Consider the following 14623-nt stretch of genomic DNA (forward strand, 5'->3'; position numbering starts at 1 on the left):
GAGGCTCACATAGATGAGCGATAGAAACGTACGCAAAGTGAGAATCGGCAAGGTCGTGTCCGACAAGATGGACAAGACCGTTGTCGTTGCTGTCGAGGAGCTCGAGCAGCACAAGATGTATAAGAAGCCGGTTAAGAAGACGGTGAAGTTCCACGCGCATGACGAGAAGAACGACGCGCACGTCGGCGACCGTGTCTCCATCATGGAGACGCGTCCGCTCTCCAAGACGAAGCGCTGGCGCGTGGTCGAAGTCGTCGAGCGCGCGAAGTAAGGAGGAACAGAATCAATGATACAGCAGGAAACAATCCTGAATGTCGGCGATAACACAGGAGCGAAGGAAATCCTCTGCATTCGCGTACTGGGCGGCTCGTACCGCAAGTATGCCAATATCGGCGACATCATCGTCGCCTCCGTCAAGGCGGCAGCGCCGGGCGGCACGGTGAAGAAGGGCGACGTCGTCAAGGCGGTTGTCGTCCGCAGCGTCAAGGGACTGCGTCGTCCGGACGGTTCCTACATCCGCTTCGACGAGAATGCGGCCGTCATCATCAAGGACGACCACACGCCGCGCGGAACGCGTATTTTCGGACCTGTCGCACGCGAGCTGCGCGAGAAGGACTTCATGAAGATCGTCTCGCTCGCGCCCGAAGTTCTTTAAGGAGGAGGTGTTATTTTGTCGCTGGCAAAACTGAACGTCAAGAAGGGCGATACGGTCGTCGTTCTTTCCGGTAAGGATAAGGGTAAGCAGGGCAAGGTCATCGAGGCTCAGCCGAAGAAGGGCAAGGTTATCGTTGAGGGCGTGAACAAGGTGAAGCGTCACACGAAGCCGAGCCAGAGCGCACCGCAGGGCGGTATCATCACGAAGGAGGCACCGCTGTTCGCATCGAAGGTGCAGCTTGTCTGCCCCGCGTGCGGCAAGGCAACGCGCGTTGCGCACCGCATCATCGGTGAGCGCAAGGTGCGCGCCTGCAAGAAGTGCGGCGAGCCCATCGAGCAGTAATCTTTAGCGGAAAGGAGGAATACGCAAAGTGGAAAGACTCAAGGAAAAGTATCAGAAGGAAGTTGCACCGGCTCTGACGGAGAAGTTCGGCTATAAGAACGTCATGCAGCTCCCGAAGGTGGAGAAGGTCATCATCAACATGGGCGTCGGCGAGGCTGTCGGCAACCCGAAGGCACTCGATGCCGCTGTGACGGATCTCACCGCCATCGCAGGTCAGAAGCCCCAGCTCACGCGTGCGAAGAAGTCGCTCGCTGCGTGGAAGCTCCGCGAGGGCATGCCGATCGGCTGCAAGGTCACGCTGCGCGGCACGCGTATGTACCAGTTCCTCGACAAGTTCATGAATGTCGCACTTCCGCGCGTCCGCGATTTCCGCGGGGTCAGCGAGAAGGCTTTCGACGGCCGCGGCAACTATGCCGTTGGTCTGCGTGAGCAGCTCATCTTCCCCGAGATTGACTACGACAAGATCGACAAGATTCGCGGCATGAACATCGTCATCGTTACGAGCGCGCATACGGACGAAGAGGCAAAAGAGCTCCTCCGTCTCATGGGTATGCCGTTCCGCGCGTAACGGGCTAGGAGGAACAACTGTGGCAAAGAAGGCAATGATTGAGAAGTGGAGCAAAGAGCCCAAGTTCTCGACACGCAAGTATAACCGCTGCAAGATCTGCGGACGTCCGCACGGCTACATCCGCAAATTCGATATGTGCCGTATCTGCTTCCGTGAGCAGAGTTACAAGGGCGCCATCCCTGGTGTAACGAAGGCAAGCTGGTAATTATCAAAACAAAGGAGGATATCGATTCATGGCAATGACTGATCCTATTGCAGATATGCTGACCCGCATCCGCAACGCAAACTCGGTCTACCACGAGAGCGTCGCGATCCCTGGGTCAAAGGTCAAGACGGCAATCGCCGAGGTCTTGAAAAAGGAAGGCTTCATCAAGGACTACTCCTTCCAGGAGGACGGCAAGCAGGGCGTCCTCACCGTCACGCTGAAGTATGGAGCTAAGCGTGAGCACGTTATCTCCGGCCTGAAGCGCGTTTCCAAGCCCGGACTTCGTCAGTATGCAAAGCATGATGCGCTCCCGCGCGTCTACGGCGGCCTTGGGATCTCTGTGATCTCCACATCGAAGGGGATCATGAGCGACAAGGATGCCCGCAAGGCTGGTCTCGGCGGCGAAGTGCTCGCATTCGTATGGTAATGCACAGGCAGGAGGTGTAACAATGTCAAGAATTGGAAGAGCACCGATTCACATTCCGTCTGGCGTTACCGTCACGGTCGGTGCGGATAATCTCGTGAAAGTGAAGGGCCCGAAGGGCGAGCTTTCGCGCGAGATCCATCCGGATATGAAAATAACCGTCGAGGACGGTGTCGTCACCGTCATCCGTCCTTCGGACGATAAAATGCACAGGTCGCTCCACGGCCTTTCCCGCACACTCATCAACAACATGGTGGTCGGCGTGTCGGAAGGCTTTACGAAGACCCTTGAGATCAGCGGCGTCGGCTATCGTGCGGCAAAGCAGGGCAAGAACCTTAACCTTTCGCTCGGCTTCTCGCATCCCGTTGTCGTTGAGCCGCCCGAGGGCATTACGTTCGAGTGCCCCTCTGCAACGGTCATCACGATCTCCGGCATCAACAAGGAAGTCGTTGGTCAGACTGCAGCTGAGATCCGCGCACATCGTGAGCCGGAGCCGTATAAGGGCAAGGGCATCAAGTACGCCGGAGAGCATATCCGCCGCAAGGAAGGCAAAGCCGGCGCGAAGGGCAAGAAATAAGAAGGAGAGGAGTGACACACTGTGCTTATCAAGCAGGATAAGAATAAGGCGCGCCAGAAGCGCCATCTGCGCGTGCGCAATCACATTGCAGGCACTGCGGCACGTCCGCGCCTCAATGTATTCCGCAGCCTCAAGAACATCTACGCACAGATCATCGATGATGAAAAGGGCGTGACGCTCGTCTCCGCGAGCTCCAAGGATAAGGACTTCTCCCAGTACGGCGGCAACGTCGAAGCGGCAAAGGCCATCGGCACCGCTGTTGCGAAGAAGGCTCTTGAGAAGGGTATCACCGAGGTCGTCTTTGACCGCGGCGGCTACATCTACCATGGCCGCGTCGCTGCTCTCGCTGAGGCAGCCCGCGAGGCCGGACTGAAATTCTAAAGGAGGGAAAGCATGGCTAGACATAACGAAAACGAGACGCCGGAGTTTGAGGAGCGTGTCGTATTCATCAACCGCGTATCGAAGGTTGTCAAGGGCGGCCGACGCTCCTCCTTCAGTGCGCTCGTTGTCGTCGGCAACAAGAAGGGCAAGGTAGGCTTTGGCATGGGCAAGGCCGCTGAGGTACCCGAGGCGATCCGCAAGGGCGTCGAGGACGCAAAGAAGAGCCTGATCGAGGTTCCGCTGCGCGAGGAGCGCACGATTCCGCATGAGATCACGGGCATCTTCGGTGCCGGCCGCGTGCTGCTGAAGCCCGCTGCCAAAGGTACCGGCGTCATCGCCGGCGGCCCTGCACGTGCGGTACTCGAGCTCGCAGGCGTGCGTGACATCCTCACGAAGTCGCTCGGCTCGTCCAACCCGAACAACATGGTGCGTGCCACGATGGAGGGACTCATCGGCCTCAAGAACCCCGCCGATGTTGCAGCTCTCCGCGGCAAGACCGTACGCGAGATTTTTGGCTGATAAGGAGGAACGAACATGGCAAAAGTCAGAGTTACCCTGACGCGCAGCTTGATCGGTCGTCCTGAGACGCAGCGCAAGACTGTGAAATCGCTCGGACTGCGCAAGCGCAACTCCGTTACCGAGCTTCCCGACACGCCCGCCGTGCGTGGGCAGCTTCACAAGGTCTCCCACCTCATCACGGTGGAAGAGATTGCAGACTGAAGAGGGGAGGCAAACATCTATGAAACTGCATGAATTACAGCCGGCTGAGGGGGCGCGCAAGACGACGAAGCGCGTCGGCCGCGGCATCGGCTCCGGCCTTGGCAAGACCTCGGGGCGCGGTATGAAGGGGCAGAAGTCCCGTTCCGGCGGTGGCGTCCGCAGCGGCTTTGAGGGCGGTCAGATGCCTCTCTACCGTCGTCTCCCGAAGCGTGGCTTCAAGAACATCTGGGCAAAGACCTTTGCCGAGGTGAACGTCGGCAGCCTGAACTGCTTCGAGGACGGCGCAACGGTTGATCCCGTTGCACTCATTGAGGCAGGCATCCTCAAGAATGTCCGTGACGGCATCCGCATCCTTGGCGACGGCGAGCTCACGGCGAAGAACCTCACCGTGCGCGCACAGGGCTTTACGCAGGGCGCGGCGGACAAAATTGCAGCGGCAGGCGGCAAAGTCGAGGTGATCTAAGGTGCTCCAAGCCCTTGGAAACATCTTCCAGATTCCCGAACTTAGACAAAAGATCGTATTCACGCTCATCATGTTCGCCGTGTTCCGCATGGGGACACACATCCCCGTGCCCGGCGTCGACCCGACGGCGATCGAGCAGCTCTTCGCACAGGGAACCCTGTTCGGGCTGCTCGATCTCTTCTCGGGCGGAGCGTTCAGCAAGTTCTCCGTCTTTGCAATGAGCATCACGCCCTACATCAATGCAGCCATCATCATCCAGCTGCTCAACGTCGTTGTACCGACACTCGAGCAGTGGTCGAAGGAAGGCGCGGAGGGGCATAAGAAGACGACGAAGGTCACGCGGTACCTCACGGTTGCACTTGCGTTCTTCCAGGCGATCGGCATGTCGATCGGTCTCAAGAGCGCAATCCTCAACCCGAACCCCGTGAACATCCTCATCATCGCGATTACGCTCACTGCAGGTACGGTATTCCTGATGTGGCTGGGCGAACAGATTACGGCGAACGGTGTCGGCAACGGCATCTCACTGATCATCTTTGCCGGTATTGTCGCGGCGCTGCCGAAGAACATTGGCACGATCTACGCCTACGTCAAGGCGGGCACGATCAGCTACTTCAGTGTATTCGCGTTTGCCGTCATCGCACTCGCGATGATTGTCTTCGTCATTCACATCGAGACGGGCTTCCGCCGCGTCCCAATCACGTATGCGAAGCGCCTCGTTGGCGGGCGCGTGGGCAGTGGGCACTCGAGTCACATCCCGTTCAAGGTGAACCAGGCGGGTGTTATCCCGATCATCTTCGCCTCGTCGGTGCTCATGTTCCCGATCACGGTCGCGCAGTTCATCGACGTGCCGTGGGTCAAGACGGCGGCGGCGTATCTCGAGTGGGGCAAACCGCTCCAGACCACGCTCTACGTCCTCATGATCATCTTCTTCACCTACTTCTACACTTCGGTGACAGTGAAGATCCCCGATATGGCAGACAACCTCAAGAAATACGGCGGCTTCGTCCCAGGGCTGCGCCCGGGGCAAGCGACGGCGGATTATCTTGACTACGTGCTGACGCGCATCACGCTTGCGGGGGCATTCTTCCTCGCATTCATCGCGGTGCTGCCGAACATGGTGGCGGGCGCGACGAACATTCAGGGCGTGTACTTCGGCGGCACAGCGCTGCTGATCGTCGTCGGTGTTGCACTGCAGACCATGAAGCAGATTGAGTCGATGGTCGTCATGCGCCACTACGAAGGCTTTATGAAATAATGACGTAAGGAGATCACTATGCACATCATTTTGATGGGGCCTCCGGGTGCCGGCAAGGGCACCCAGGCGGCAAACCTCGTAAAACGATACGGTATTCTGCACATCTCCACGGGCGACATGTTTCGTGAAGCCGTGAAAGAGGGCACACCGCTCGGCAAAGAGGCGAAGTCTTACATGGACGCGGGCAAGCTCGTCCCCGATGAGGTGACGATCGGCATTGTGCGCGAGCGCCTCAGTAAGGACGACTGCAAGAAGGGATTCATCCTCGATGGATTCCCGCGCACGGTCGAGCAGGCGGATGCACTCAATGAAATCCTTGCAGACAACGGGCTGACGCTCACGGGCGTCCTCAACATCAACGTCCCCGCCGCCGATCTCATCGAGCGTGCCGTCGGACGCCGCATCTGCAAGAGCTGCGGACATTCCTTCCACGTGAAGTTCAACCCGACCAAGGTTGAGGGTGTCTGCGACGACTGCGGCGGTACGACCTATCAGCGTGCCGACGACAGCGAGGAGACCATGAAGAGCCGTCTTTCCGTCTATGAATCCTCCACGCGCCCCCTCATCGACTACTACACGAAGGCGGGCGTCTACAAGGAGATCGACGGCAGACAGGACATCGCGAAGGTCGAGGCGGATCTCGCCGCCGTCCTTGAGGCGTAAAAGGAGCGAAAGGGAAGTATGTCAAAACAGGATGTCATCGAGGTAGAGGGAAGAGTCGTTGAGAAACTTCCCAATGCGATGTTCCAGGTCGAACTTGAGAACGGACACGTTGTCCTGGCTCATGTTTCCGGAAAGATACGCATGAACTTCATCCGTATTTTGCCGGGCGACAAGGTAACCATCGAACTCACCCCGTACGATCTGACTCGTGGACGTATTACGTATCGCTTCAAATAGTCCTGAAAAAACCTAGCCAGACAGAATGATCTGTGCTAGAATAGAAAAGATCGACTTGAACCTTGAATGTAAGGAGACGGAAGGAGGCAAGCGCAGTGAAGGTAAGACCGTCTGTCAAGAAAATCTGCGAGAAATGCAAGATCATCAAGCGCAAGGGCCGTGTCATGGTCATTTGCGAGAACCCCAAGCATAAACAAAGACAAGGATAAAAGGAGGTGCACTTATGGCACGTATTGCCGGTGTAGATTTGCCCCGTGACAAGAGAATTGAGATTTCCCTGACGTACATCTACGGCATTGGCCTGACGACCGCGAAGAAGCTGCTCGCGATCGCAAACGTCAATCCCGATACCCGTACGCGCGACCTCACGGAGGATGAAGTCGTCAGACTTCGTGATGCCATCGACAAGAACGCCGTGGTGGAGGGCGACCTTCGCCGCGAAATTCAGATGAACATCAAGCGTCTCGTTGATATCGGCTGCTACCGTGGCCGCCGCCACCGTCTCGGCCTGCCTGTCCGCGGACAGAACACGAAGAACAATGCGCGCACGCGCAAGGGCCCGAAGAAGGCCGTTGCAGGCAAGAAAAAGTAAAGGAGGCTCGTAGAGGTGGCTGTTAAGAAAACAACACGTTCCAAGAAAAAAGTTCGCAAGAACATAGAGTCGGGCGTTGCACACATCAGCTCGACATTCAACAACACGATCGTCACGCTCACCGATAAGAGCGGCAATGCCCTCTCGTGGGCGAGCGCCGGCGGTCTCGGCTTCCGTGGCTCGCGCAAGAGCACGCCGTTTGCAGCACAGATGGCTGCAGAGACGGCTGCAAAGGCTGCGATGGAGCACGGCCTGAAGTCCGTCGAAGTCTATGTCAAGGGTCCTGGTGCAGGCCGTGAGGCAGCAATCCGCTCGCTGCAGGCTACGGGTCTCGAAGTCAATATGATCAAAGACGTGACTCCCATCCCGCACAACGGATGCCGTCCGCCGAAGCGTCGCCGCGTCTAACAGGAGGTGCATGAAACAACATGGCAATCGATAGAGTACCAGTCCTCAAGCGCTGCCGCGCACTCGGACTCGAGCCTGCGACCCTCGGCCGCTCGCGTCAGTCGACGCGTCAGCTGCGCCGCACGAACCGCAAGGTCTCGGAGTACGGACTCCAGCTCAAGGAAAAGCAGAAGGCAAAGTTCATCTACGGTGTCCTTGAGCGTCAGTTCCGCGGCTACTATGACAAGGCGAAGAAGATGGCAGGCGTCACAGGTGAGAACCTGCTGAGCCTCCTCGAGCGCCGTCTCGACAACGTCGTCTTCCGCCTCGGGCTTGCCAACACGCGCCGTCAGGCACGTCAGCTCGTCCGTCACGGTCATTTCACCGTGAACGGCAAGCGCGTTGACATCCCCTCCGCACTCGTCCGCGAGGGCGACGTGATCGAGGTCGCCGAGAAGAGCCGCGCGAGCGCGTTCTTCAAGGAGCTGAAGGAGAGCAGCAATGCCCTTTCCGCACCTGCATGGCTGACCGCCGATCAGGCAAACCTGACGGGCACGGTCACACGTTTCCCCCATCGTGAGGAAATCGACGTTCCGGTCAATGAACAGGCCATCGTCGAACTCTACTCCAAATAATGAATGTGAATGTGTCTGCATTACGCGTTTATTATGGAGGAGGCACATAGATGACAGATATCGAGAAACCGAAAATCGAGATCGCAGAGATCAGCGAGGACGGACGCTACGGGCGTTTCGTCTGCGAGCCACTCGAGCCGGGCTACGGCACGACGTTCGGCAACAGTCTGCGGCGTATGCTGCTCTCCTCACTGGATGGAGCGGCGGTCACCTCCATCCAAATCGACGGCGTGCTGCACGAGTTCTCCACAATCCCGGGCGTACGGGATGATGTGACGAGCATCGTACTGGCACTCAAGCAGCTCTGCATTCGCATGCAGGGGAGCGAGCCGCATACCATCCGCATCGAGGCGGAGGGGGAGCGCGAGGTCACTGCAGCCGACATCGAATGCGGCAGCGACATCGAGATCCTGAACCCCGATCTTCACATTGCAACGCTGAATGCGACGGGCGAGCTCAAGATCGAGATGACCGTCGAGCGCGGGCGCGGCTATGTGGCGGCGGACAAGAACAAGAAGGCGGATGACAGCATCGGCGTCATCCCCATCGACTCCATCTTCTCCCCCGTCCAGCGCGTCAACTACACGGTAGAGGACACGCGCGTCGGCAACGTCACCGACTACGACCGCCTCATCCTCGACGTGTGGACGAACGGCTCCATCCGTCCGGAGGAAGCCGTGAGCAAGGCGGCTGCCATCCTCGTCATGCACCTGCGTCTGTTCCAGAACATGGACGGCACGGTCATCGAGGAGGAGGAGGAAGTCCCGAACTTCCCGCCCGAAGAGGTCGACGACAGCGCCAAGGTGCTCGAGATGACCATCGACGATCTGGATCTTTCCGTCCGTTCCTTCAACTGCCTCAAGCGCGCCGGCATCAACACCGTTGCCGATCTCGCGCAGAAGACCGAGGACGACATGATGAAGGTACGCAATCTCGGGCGCAAATCTCTGGATGAAGTGAAGAAAAAACTTGAGGAGCTTGGACTCTCCTTGAGACAGGAAAACGAATAACGATAGGAGTGGGAAACACATGAGAAAGCTCGGACGCAATTCCGCGGCCCGCAAGGCTCTCCTCAGGAGCATCCTCACATCCTTCTTCAAGTATGGACGCATTGAGACGACCGAGGCAAAGGCAAAGGAGCTCCGCTCTCTCGCCGATGGTCTCATCACGCTCGCCAAGCGCGGCGACCTCAGTGCGCGTCGTCAGGCCATCGCGGCTCTGGCAGAAGAGGATGTCGTGCGCAAGCTCTTCGGTGAAATCGCAGAGAAGTATACGGATCGCAAGAGCGGCTACACCCGCATCTTGAAGCTCGGCCCCCGTCGCGGCGATGCTGCCCCGATGGCCATCATCGAGCTCGTTTGATCTGACACACAAAAAGACCGCCTGCGGGCGGTCTTTTTTATATGGTCTCTCCCGTGCGACACGGGGGAGGGGGACCGCGATAGCGGTGGAAGGGGCGCCTGTGCCAACTATACCAAACTATCCCACTGTCGGATCCTGTGCAAGAATCGGCGCAAGCACATCCTCGTCCTCGGTGACGAAGAGTGTCTTTTCGTTGATGAAGCGGACGAAGCCGGGGACGGCACCCGAGGGCTTCTTGACGAAGCGGACGGTGGTGTAGTCGACGGGGACGTTCGAGGAGCCGCGCGCCTTACTGAAATGTGCGGCAATCTGCGCGGCGAGGTGGAGGGATGTCTCACTCGGCTCGTCTCCGTTTGTCCGCAGAATGACGTGCGAGCCGGGAATGTCGCGGACGTGCAGCCATACGTCTGTGGGGGTGGCGGTCTTAAATGTGAGTGTGTCGTTCTGGACATTGTTCTTGCCGACGAGAATGATGCTGCCATCGGGGGCGGTAAAGGAGAACGGATGCGCACGGCGGTCTTTGCTGCGCTTTGGCAGTTTTTCGTGGAGGTAACCCGAGGTAATCAGCTCGTCCTGTATCTCTGCGATCTCGGCGAGACGCGTGGAGGAGTCAAGGGATGCCTCGATGCTCTCAAGGTGGCGGATGTTCGCCATGCAGTGCTCCTGTTGGACGGCGAGCAGCTGTTGGGCACGCTTCAGCTTGTCGTATTTCTTGTAGTACGCCTGCATATTTGCGATGATGCCGATGCGGCGGTCAAGTGGAATCGTCAGTGTTTCGCCTGTCTCGCTGTAGATGTTCGGGACGGTGATTTCATCGTCGGCGTGGTCACTGTACTGATACTGATAGGTCATCAGGTTGTCGGCATAGATTTTCTGTTCCTCGGCATTCTCAGCCGCCGCAATCTCTGCGCCAAGCTTGTCATATTTCTCTCGTGCGCGCGCGAGCTCGGTGCGCACGAGACGACGAAAGCGTTCGCGGTCGGGGATGACATAGCTGCCGAGGCGTTTGTCTGCGTCGATCATCAGTGCACTGAGCGTGCGATAGGAGCTGCGCTGGGTATTGGGAAGTTCGCTGAGGGGGAATGCCGCCATCGCCGTAACTTTGCCGTTCTCCTCAAGACGCAGGGAGGGAACAGGCTCTTTCATCCATGTACGCAGCTCATTGAGTGCGTGGGAAATCTCGGCAAAGTCCGCAGCGTCCAGTTCGGAGACGCTGATGTTCGGTGCAAGTCCCGCGAGAAAGCAGATCTCCTTTGCTGAGATGGGACCAAAGCCGAGGACAGAGCCAATAAGGGCTTGAAAGAGTTTTGCCTCACTGTCCGACTGTATGCGTGTGATAATGTCTGCGATGTCTGCCGTAAAGAGATCATATTTGTCCTGTACGGGCGGGAGGGTATAGGGAATGCCCTTGAAGACGGTGCGCACGCGGCTCGTATTCTCGCCGATGCGGCGCAGAGCCTCGGTGATGATACCGTCCTCGTGGAGGATGATGTTGCTGTATTTGCCGATGAGTTCGAGGGTGAGGGTGCGCGTTGTGATGCGCCCGCCGCCCGCGATTACGTCGATGTCGAGGTGAATGATGCGGTCGCGTCCCTCCTGCCGCACGGCGGCGATGCGTCCCGTTTCGAGCTGTTTCCTGAGGAGCATGACGAAGGTTGGCGGCTCGGCTGGATTCTCGGGTGCATTCTCGATGAGATGTGCGGATGGATTGCTTGCGTTGGTGTTGATATAGAGAAGCAGGTTTTCCCCCGGCTGGCGCACGGAAAGGACGATGGACTGCTTATTTGGCTGGTTAATTTTATCGATGCGCCCGCCCGTGAGTGCGTCCGCGAGTTCACGTGCGAGGGCGGACATGGAGAAGCCGTCAAGGCTCATAGTAGTACCTCTTTATATTCTAAACGTCATACGGATGCCACGCGAACGCCTCGTTGCGCAAGTGATCGCGCTCTTGTACGCTTAAGGAATCGCTGATAAAATGAAGTCCGTCGGATTAGTGCAGATTTTTTGTCCTGTCAAGGAGACAAACCGGACGCATAGCAAGGGCTATGTGGAGGATTTGTCGACACAGACAGGGCGAAAAAGATGTGCTAAGACGGCGCGGCTGAATTTATCAGTGCTTCCTTAAATACCGTCGGAGTTCTTAAACGCGCTTCGCTTGAACGAAAGAACTCCAACGGGGCGTACCGAGCGCTTTACTCACTTGCTTCACTAGGGTTCGCTTTGGTACTCCGTAATCTTTTATACTCTACAGAAAATTATACACGTCAATCATACAATAGGCAAGCGTTGCGCCTTGCACGCGCGGGGATTTCATAGTACAATACGTGCAGCAAGGCGGTGTGATAGATGAAGTTTACAAAATGGCAGGGCTGCGGCAACGATTTCGTGGTCGTGGACTTCCTGGATAAAGAGCCGATTGACTTTGCGGCACTCGCGGTGAAGATGTGCGATCGGCATTTCGGCATCGGTGCGGATGGTCTGATGGTGGTCTGCCCCTCGGAGACGGCGGATGTGCGGATGCGCGAGTTCAATCCGGACGGAACGGAGCCGGAGATGTGCGGGAACGGGATTCGCTGTTTCGCGCGGTATCTCTATGACTATGGGCGCATGAAAACGCAGCAGTTCACGATTGAGACGCTCGCGGGGACGATGGTGCCGCGCGTGATCACGCAGGACGGTGCAGTGACGGCGGTCGAGGTGGATATGGGCGGGCCTGTGCTCGAAGGGGAGAAAATCCCCGTAGCGGGCTTCGGTGCGGAACGTGTTATCGCGCAGCCGCTCATGGTCGATGGCACGGAGTATAGAATGACTTGTGTGTCGATGGGCAATCCCCATTGCGTGATCTTTGTGGACGATGCAGAGGGTTTCCCTCTTTCGGAACTGGGGGCGCAGTTCGAGAATCATCCTGCATTTCCGCGCAAGATCAATACGGAGTTTGTCGAGGTGAAGAGCCGCACGCATGCGCGCATGCGCGTCTGGGAGCGCGGCGCGGGCATTACACTCGCGTGTGGGACAGGAACGTGCGCGACGCTGACGGCGGGCGTGCTGAACGATGTGCTTGACCGTGCGGCGGACATTGAGGTCGACGGCGGAATCATTCATGTGGAGTGGCGTGCGGACGGGCATATCCTTATGACGGGACCCGCCGAGCCGGTCTTTACGGGTATATGGCAGGGTTCGCTATGAGTGCGCCGCGCAGGAGCATGACGGGCTACGGTGCGGGCACGGCGGAGACAGCAGACTACCGTGTCACGGTTGAGATCAAGGCGGTCAATCAACGATTCCTTGAGATTGCACCGCACATGCCGCGCGCGTTCGGCGCGTGGGAGAACGATTTGCGTGATCTCATCCGCACGCGTGTTGCCCGCGGTAAGCTCGATATCTATGTGAACTTCGAGGATCGCAGTGAAAAGCAGTACGATGTCCATGTCAATGAGGGACTGGCGCGTGCGTACTATGCGGCACTCGGAAAGGTCGCCCGCGCGGTGGATGCACCGCTGAATGACGGCGTGCGGATGACAGCGGAGTATGAGGGCGTGATCTCGGTGCGTGAGCAGGCGGATATCGTGGGGGGGCGCGCGGTATTTCTGGATGCCACAGAGCAGGCACTTGCGGCGCTCGATGCGATGCGGCTCGCCGAGGGCGCGCATATCGCGTGCGACTTTGAGAAGCGCCTTGCACGCCTCGAAGATCAGCGGATGCAGGTGAAGGAGATCGCGCCCACGATTGTCGCGGACTACCGTGCGCATCTCGCGGAGGTGCTTGCGGAGTTCAAGGAAGTCACGCCCGATGAAACACGTATCGTGCAGGAGGCGGCACTCTATGCCGATCGTGTGAACATCACGGAGGAGCTCGTACGGCTTGCGAGCCATTTCGCCCAGTTCCGCGCGATTCTCGCCGAGGCGGAGCCCGTTGGGCGACGGCTGGACTTTCTCCTGCAGGAGATCAATCGTGAGACGAATACGATTGGCTCGAAGGCGAACAATGCTGCCGCACAGCAGATCGTTGTCGCGATGAAGAACGAGGTCGAGAAACTGCGTGAGCAGGTACAGAACTTGGAGTGAGCATGGAGACGGTCAATATCGGATTCGGCGACATCGTCCTCGCGGGGCGCATGGTCGCCATCGTTGCGCCGACTTCCATGTCCGCAAAGCGCATGGTGCAGGATGCGCGTGATGTGGGGCGTCTCATTGACGCAACGTACAAGCGGCGGACGCGCGCCGTCATCGTTCTGGACAGCGGTCACATTGTGCTCTCGGCGCTCCTGCCGGAGACGATTGCGGGACGCATGACAACGAAGGAGGACGCAGAGTGAAAAAGGGACTTCTCATTGTGATTTCGGGTGCGTCCGGCACGGGCAAGGGCACGGTCTGCAAGGAGCTGCTCACGCGTGAGGCAGGCATTGCCTATTCCGTCTCTGCAACCTCACGCGCGCCGCGTGAGGGTGAGATGGATGGGCGCGAATACTATTTCCGCACGCGCGAAGCGTTCGAGGCGATGATTGCGGCGGGGGAATTCCTCGAGTACGCGGATGTGTACGGCAACTACTACGGCACGCCGCTTGCCCCAATTGAGGAACGCCGCGCGGCGGGGGAGGACATCCTGCTCGAGATCGACACGCAGGGGGCGCTGAATGTGATGGAGCGCTGCCCTGACGGGACGTTCATCTTTCTCCTGCCGCCCTCGCTTGAAGAATTGCAGCGTCGCATTACGGGGCGTGGGACGGAGTCGGAGGAGAGCCTCGCGCGGCGTCTTGCGGCGGCGCGTGATGAGATACAGCTCGGCAAGCGTTATCGCTACGCTGTGCTGAACGATACGGTGGAGGCAGCGACGGATCGGATTCAGACGATCCTTGCGGCGGAGCGCCTGCGTGCGGATATGGATCCTGAGCAGTTTGAAATTTGAAAGATAGAGGTACAGCAATGAAGACGAATGTGGAAATCGGTATGGTGAATCCCTCGACGGATGAGCTGCTGACGAAGGTGGACAGCCGCTACGGCGTGGTTGTGCTCGCGGCAAAGCGTGCGCGGCAGCTGCTCGAGGGTGACCCCGTGAAGTCCGAGCGTGCACGCTCGACGAAGAATGTGACGAATGCCTTTGAGGAGATCGCAGAGGGCAAGATCAGCTATGACCTCTGCAAGGAGAGCGTCTGAC

At 58.3% G+C, this 14623-nt stretch carries 27 protein-coding genes; 26 read left to right on the forward strand and 1 reads right to left on the reverse strand.

What is annotated here, in order from left to right; all coding sequences use genetic code 11:
• The first annotated feature begins 13 nt into the window (after positions 1-13).
• From rpsQ to rplQ, 20 genes are all read left to right on the forward strand, one after another.
• A complete protein-coding gene (gene rpsQ, locus H1B31_RS05045; RefSeq protein ID WP_009441255.1) occupies positions 14-271 on the forward strand; it encodes a 30S ribosomal protein S17 in 258 nt (85 codons plus the stop codon).
• Between the two features lie 15 nt (positions 272-286).
• The gene (rplN, locus tag H1B31_RS05050) at positions 287-655 is read left to right on the forward strand and encodes a 50S ribosomal protein L14 (RefSeq protein ID WP_006307551.1); all 369 of its coding nucleotides are present in this window, start codon (positions 287-289) and stop codon (positions 653-655) included.
• A gap of 15 nt (positions 656-670) precedes the next feature.
• Positions 671-997 carry a 50S ribosomal protein L24 gene (gene rplX / locus H1B31_RS05055; protein ID WP_009441254.1) on the forward strand — a complete coding sequence of 109 codons (327 nt, stop codon included), beginning with the start codon at positions 671-673 and terminating at the stop codon, positions 995-997.
• A gap of 28 nt (positions 998-1025) precedes the next feature.
• Positions 1026-1565, forward strand: coding sequence for a 50S ribosomal protein L5 (gene rplE, locus H1B31_RS05060; RefSeq protein WP_006307549.1), 540 nt, complete (start codon positions 1026-1028; stop codon positions 1563-1565).
• Positions 1566-1584: 19 nt separating this feature from the next.
• Positions 1585-1770, forward strand: coding sequence for a type Z 30S ribosomal protein S14 (locus H1B31_RS05065; protein WP_006307548.1), 186 nt, complete (start codon positions 1585-1587; stop codon positions 1768-1770).
• A gap of 28 nt (positions 1771-1798) precedes the next feature.
• Positions 1799-2197, forward strand: coding sequence for a 30S ribosomal protein S8 (rpsH, locus tag H1B31_RS05070; RefSeq protein WP_006307547.1), 399 nt, complete (start codon positions 1799-1801; stop codon positions 2195-2197).
• Between the two features lie 22 nt (positions 2198-2219).
• Positions 2220-2771: a 50S ribosomal protein L6 gene (gene rplF / locus H1B31_RS05075; RefSeq protein ID WP_006307546.1), complete on the forward strand. Its 552-nt coding sequence runs from the start codon at positions 2220-2222 to the stop codon at positions 2769-2771.
• Between the two features lie 21 nt (positions 2772-2792).
• Positions 2793-3152: a 50S ribosomal protein L18 gene (gene rplR, locus H1B31_RS05080; RefSeq protein ID WP_006694692.1), complete on the forward strand. Its 360-nt coding sequence runs from the start codon at positions 2793-2795 to the stop codon at positions 3150-3152.
• 12 nt (positions 3153-3164) lie between these two features.
• Positions 3165-3671: a 30S ribosomal protein S5 gene (gene rpsE / locus H1B31_RS05085; protein ID WP_006694691.1), complete on the forward strand. Its 507-nt coding sequence runs from the start codon at positions 3165-3167 to the stop codon at positions 3669-3671.
• A gap of 15 nt (positions 3672-3686) precedes the next feature.
• Positions 3687-3872, forward strand: a complete 186-nt coding sequence (gene rpmD, locus H1B31_RS05090) for a 50S ribosomal protein L30 (RefSeq protein ID WP_006692907.1) — start codon at positions 3687-3689, stop codon at positions 3870-3872.
• Between the two features lie 19 nt (positions 3873-3891).
• Entirely contained in the window at positions 3892-4335 is a 444-nt protein-coding gene (rplO, locus tag H1B31_RS05095) for a 50S ribosomal protein L15 (protein WP_185981129.1), read from the forward strand.
• A gap of 1 nt (position 4336) precedes the next feature.
• The gene (secY, locus tag H1B31_RS05100; RefSeq protein ID WP_185981130.1) at positions 4337-5593 is read left to right on the forward strand and encodes a preprotein translocase subunit SecY; all 1257 of its coding nucleotides are present in this window, start codon (positions 4337-4339) and stop codon (positions 5591-5593) included.
• A gap of 18 nt (positions 5594-5611) precedes the next feature.
• Entirely contained in the window at positions 5612-6256 is a 645-nt protein-coding gene (locus tag H1B31_RS05105; RefSeq protein WP_066846732.1) for an adenylate kinase, read from the forward strand.
• Positions 6257-6274: 18 nt separating this feature from the next.
• The gene (infA, locus tag H1B31_RS05110; protein WP_006307539.1) at positions 6275-6493 is read left to right on the forward strand and encodes a translation initiation factor IF-1; all 219 of its coding nucleotides are present in this window, start codon (positions 6275-6277) and stop codon (positions 6491-6493) included.
• A gap of 95 nt (positions 6494-6588) precedes the next feature.
• A complete protein-coding gene (gene rpmJ, locus H1B31_RS05115; RefSeq protein ID WP_006307538.1) occupies positions 6589-6702 on the forward strand; it encodes a 50S ribosomal protein L36 in 114 nt (37 codons plus the stop codon).
• A 14-nt stretch (positions 6703-6716) separates the two neighbouring features.
• The gene (gene rpsM / locus H1B31_RS05120; RefSeq protein WP_006307537.1) at positions 6717-7085 is read left to right on the forward strand and encodes a 30S ribosomal protein S13; all 369 of its coding nucleotides are present in this window, start codon (positions 6717-6719) and stop codon (positions 7083-7085) included.
• Between the two features lie 15 nt (positions 7086-7100).
• Entirely contained in the window at positions 7101-7493 is a 393-nt protein-coding gene (gene rpsK, locus H1B31_RS05125; RefSeq protein ID WP_006307536.1) for a 30S ribosomal protein S11, read from the forward strand.
• A 20-nt stretch (positions 7494-7513) separates the two neighbouring features.
• Positions 7514-8107 (forward strand): 30S ribosomal protein S4, encoded by a 594-nt coding sequence (gene rpsD, locus H1B31_RS05130; protein WP_185981131.1) that lies wholly within the window; start codon positions 7514-7516, stop codon positions 8105-8107.
• Between the two features lie 50 nt (positions 8108-8157).
• Positions 8158-9117, forward strand: coding sequence for a DNA-directed RNA polymerase subunit alpha (locus tag H1B31_RS05135; RefSeq protein ID WP_185981132.1), 960 nt, complete (start codon positions 8158-8160; stop codon positions 9115-9117).
• Between the two features lie 19 nt (positions 9118-9136).
• A complete protein-coding gene (gene rplQ, locus H1B31_RS05140; protein ID WP_006694683.1) occupies positions 9137-9469 on the forward strand; it encodes a 50S ribosomal protein L17 in 333 nt (110 codons plus the stop codon).
• A gap of 117 nt (positions 9470-9586) precedes the next feature.
• Here the strand turns inward: rplQ and H1B31_RS05145 are convergent, their stop codons facing one another.
• Positions 9587-11344 carry an Rqc2 family fibronectin-binding protein gene (locus H1B31_RS05145; protein WP_185981133.1) on the reverse strand — a complete coding sequence of 586 codons (1758 nt, stop codon included), beginning with the start codon at positions 11342-11344 and terminating at the stop codon, positions 9587-9589.
• Between the two features lie 100 nt (positions 11345-11444).
• Here H1B31_RS05145 and H1B31_RS11440 point away from each other — a divergent pair, with 100 nt between their 5' ends.
• The 6 genes from H1B31_RS11440 to rpoZ all read left to right on the forward strand — a co-directional run bounded on the left by H1B31_RS11440 (position 11445) and on the right by rpoZ (position 14622).
• Positions 11445-11594 (forward strand): secretion protein HlyD, encoded by a 150-nt coding sequence (locus H1B31_RS11440; protein ID WP_226372154.1) that lies wholly within the window; start codon positions 11445-11447, stop codon positions 11592-11594.
• 221 nt (positions 11595-11815) lie between these two features.
• Positions 11816-12655, forward strand: a complete 840-nt coding sequence (gene dapF, locus H1B31_RS05150; RefSeq protein ID WP_185981134.1) for a diaminopimelate epimerase — start codon at positions 11816-11818, stop codon at positions 12653-12655.
• Complete coding sequence (locus tag H1B31_RS05155) at positions 12652-13533, forward strand: YicC/YloC family endoribonuclease (protein ID WP_185981135.1); 882 nt, start codon at positions 12652-12654, stop codon at positions 13531-13533. Before dapF ends, H1B31_RS05155 begins: the two co-directional genes overlap by 4 nt.
• Positions 13534-13535: 2 nt before the next feature.
• A complete protein-coding gene (locus tag H1B31_RS05160) occupies positions 13536-13784 on the forward strand; it encodes a DUF370 domain-containing protein (RefSeq protein ID WP_009441246.1) in 249 nt (82 codons plus the stop codon).
• On the forward strand, positions 13781-14374 hold the full coding sequence (gene gmk, locus H1B31_RS05165) for a guanylate kinase (RefSeq protein WP_185981137.1): 594 nt from the start codon (positions 13781-13783) through the stop codon (positions 14372-14374). Before H1B31_RS05160 ends, gmk begins: the two co-directional genes overlap by 4 nt.
• A gap of 17 nt (positions 14375-14391) precedes the next feature.
• Complete coding sequence (gene rpoZ, locus H1B31_RS05170) at positions 14392-14622, forward strand: DNA-directed RNA polymerase subunit omega (RefSeq protein ID WP_009441244.1); 231 nt, start codon at positions 14392-14394, stop codon at positions 14620-14622.
• Position 14623: the final 1 nt, after the last annotated feature.

The organism is Selenomonas timonae (assembly GCF_014250475.1).
In the GTDB taxonomy this organism is placed as follows: Bacteria; Bacillota; Negativicutes; order Selenomonadales; family Selenomonadaceae; genus Centipeda; species Centipeda timonae.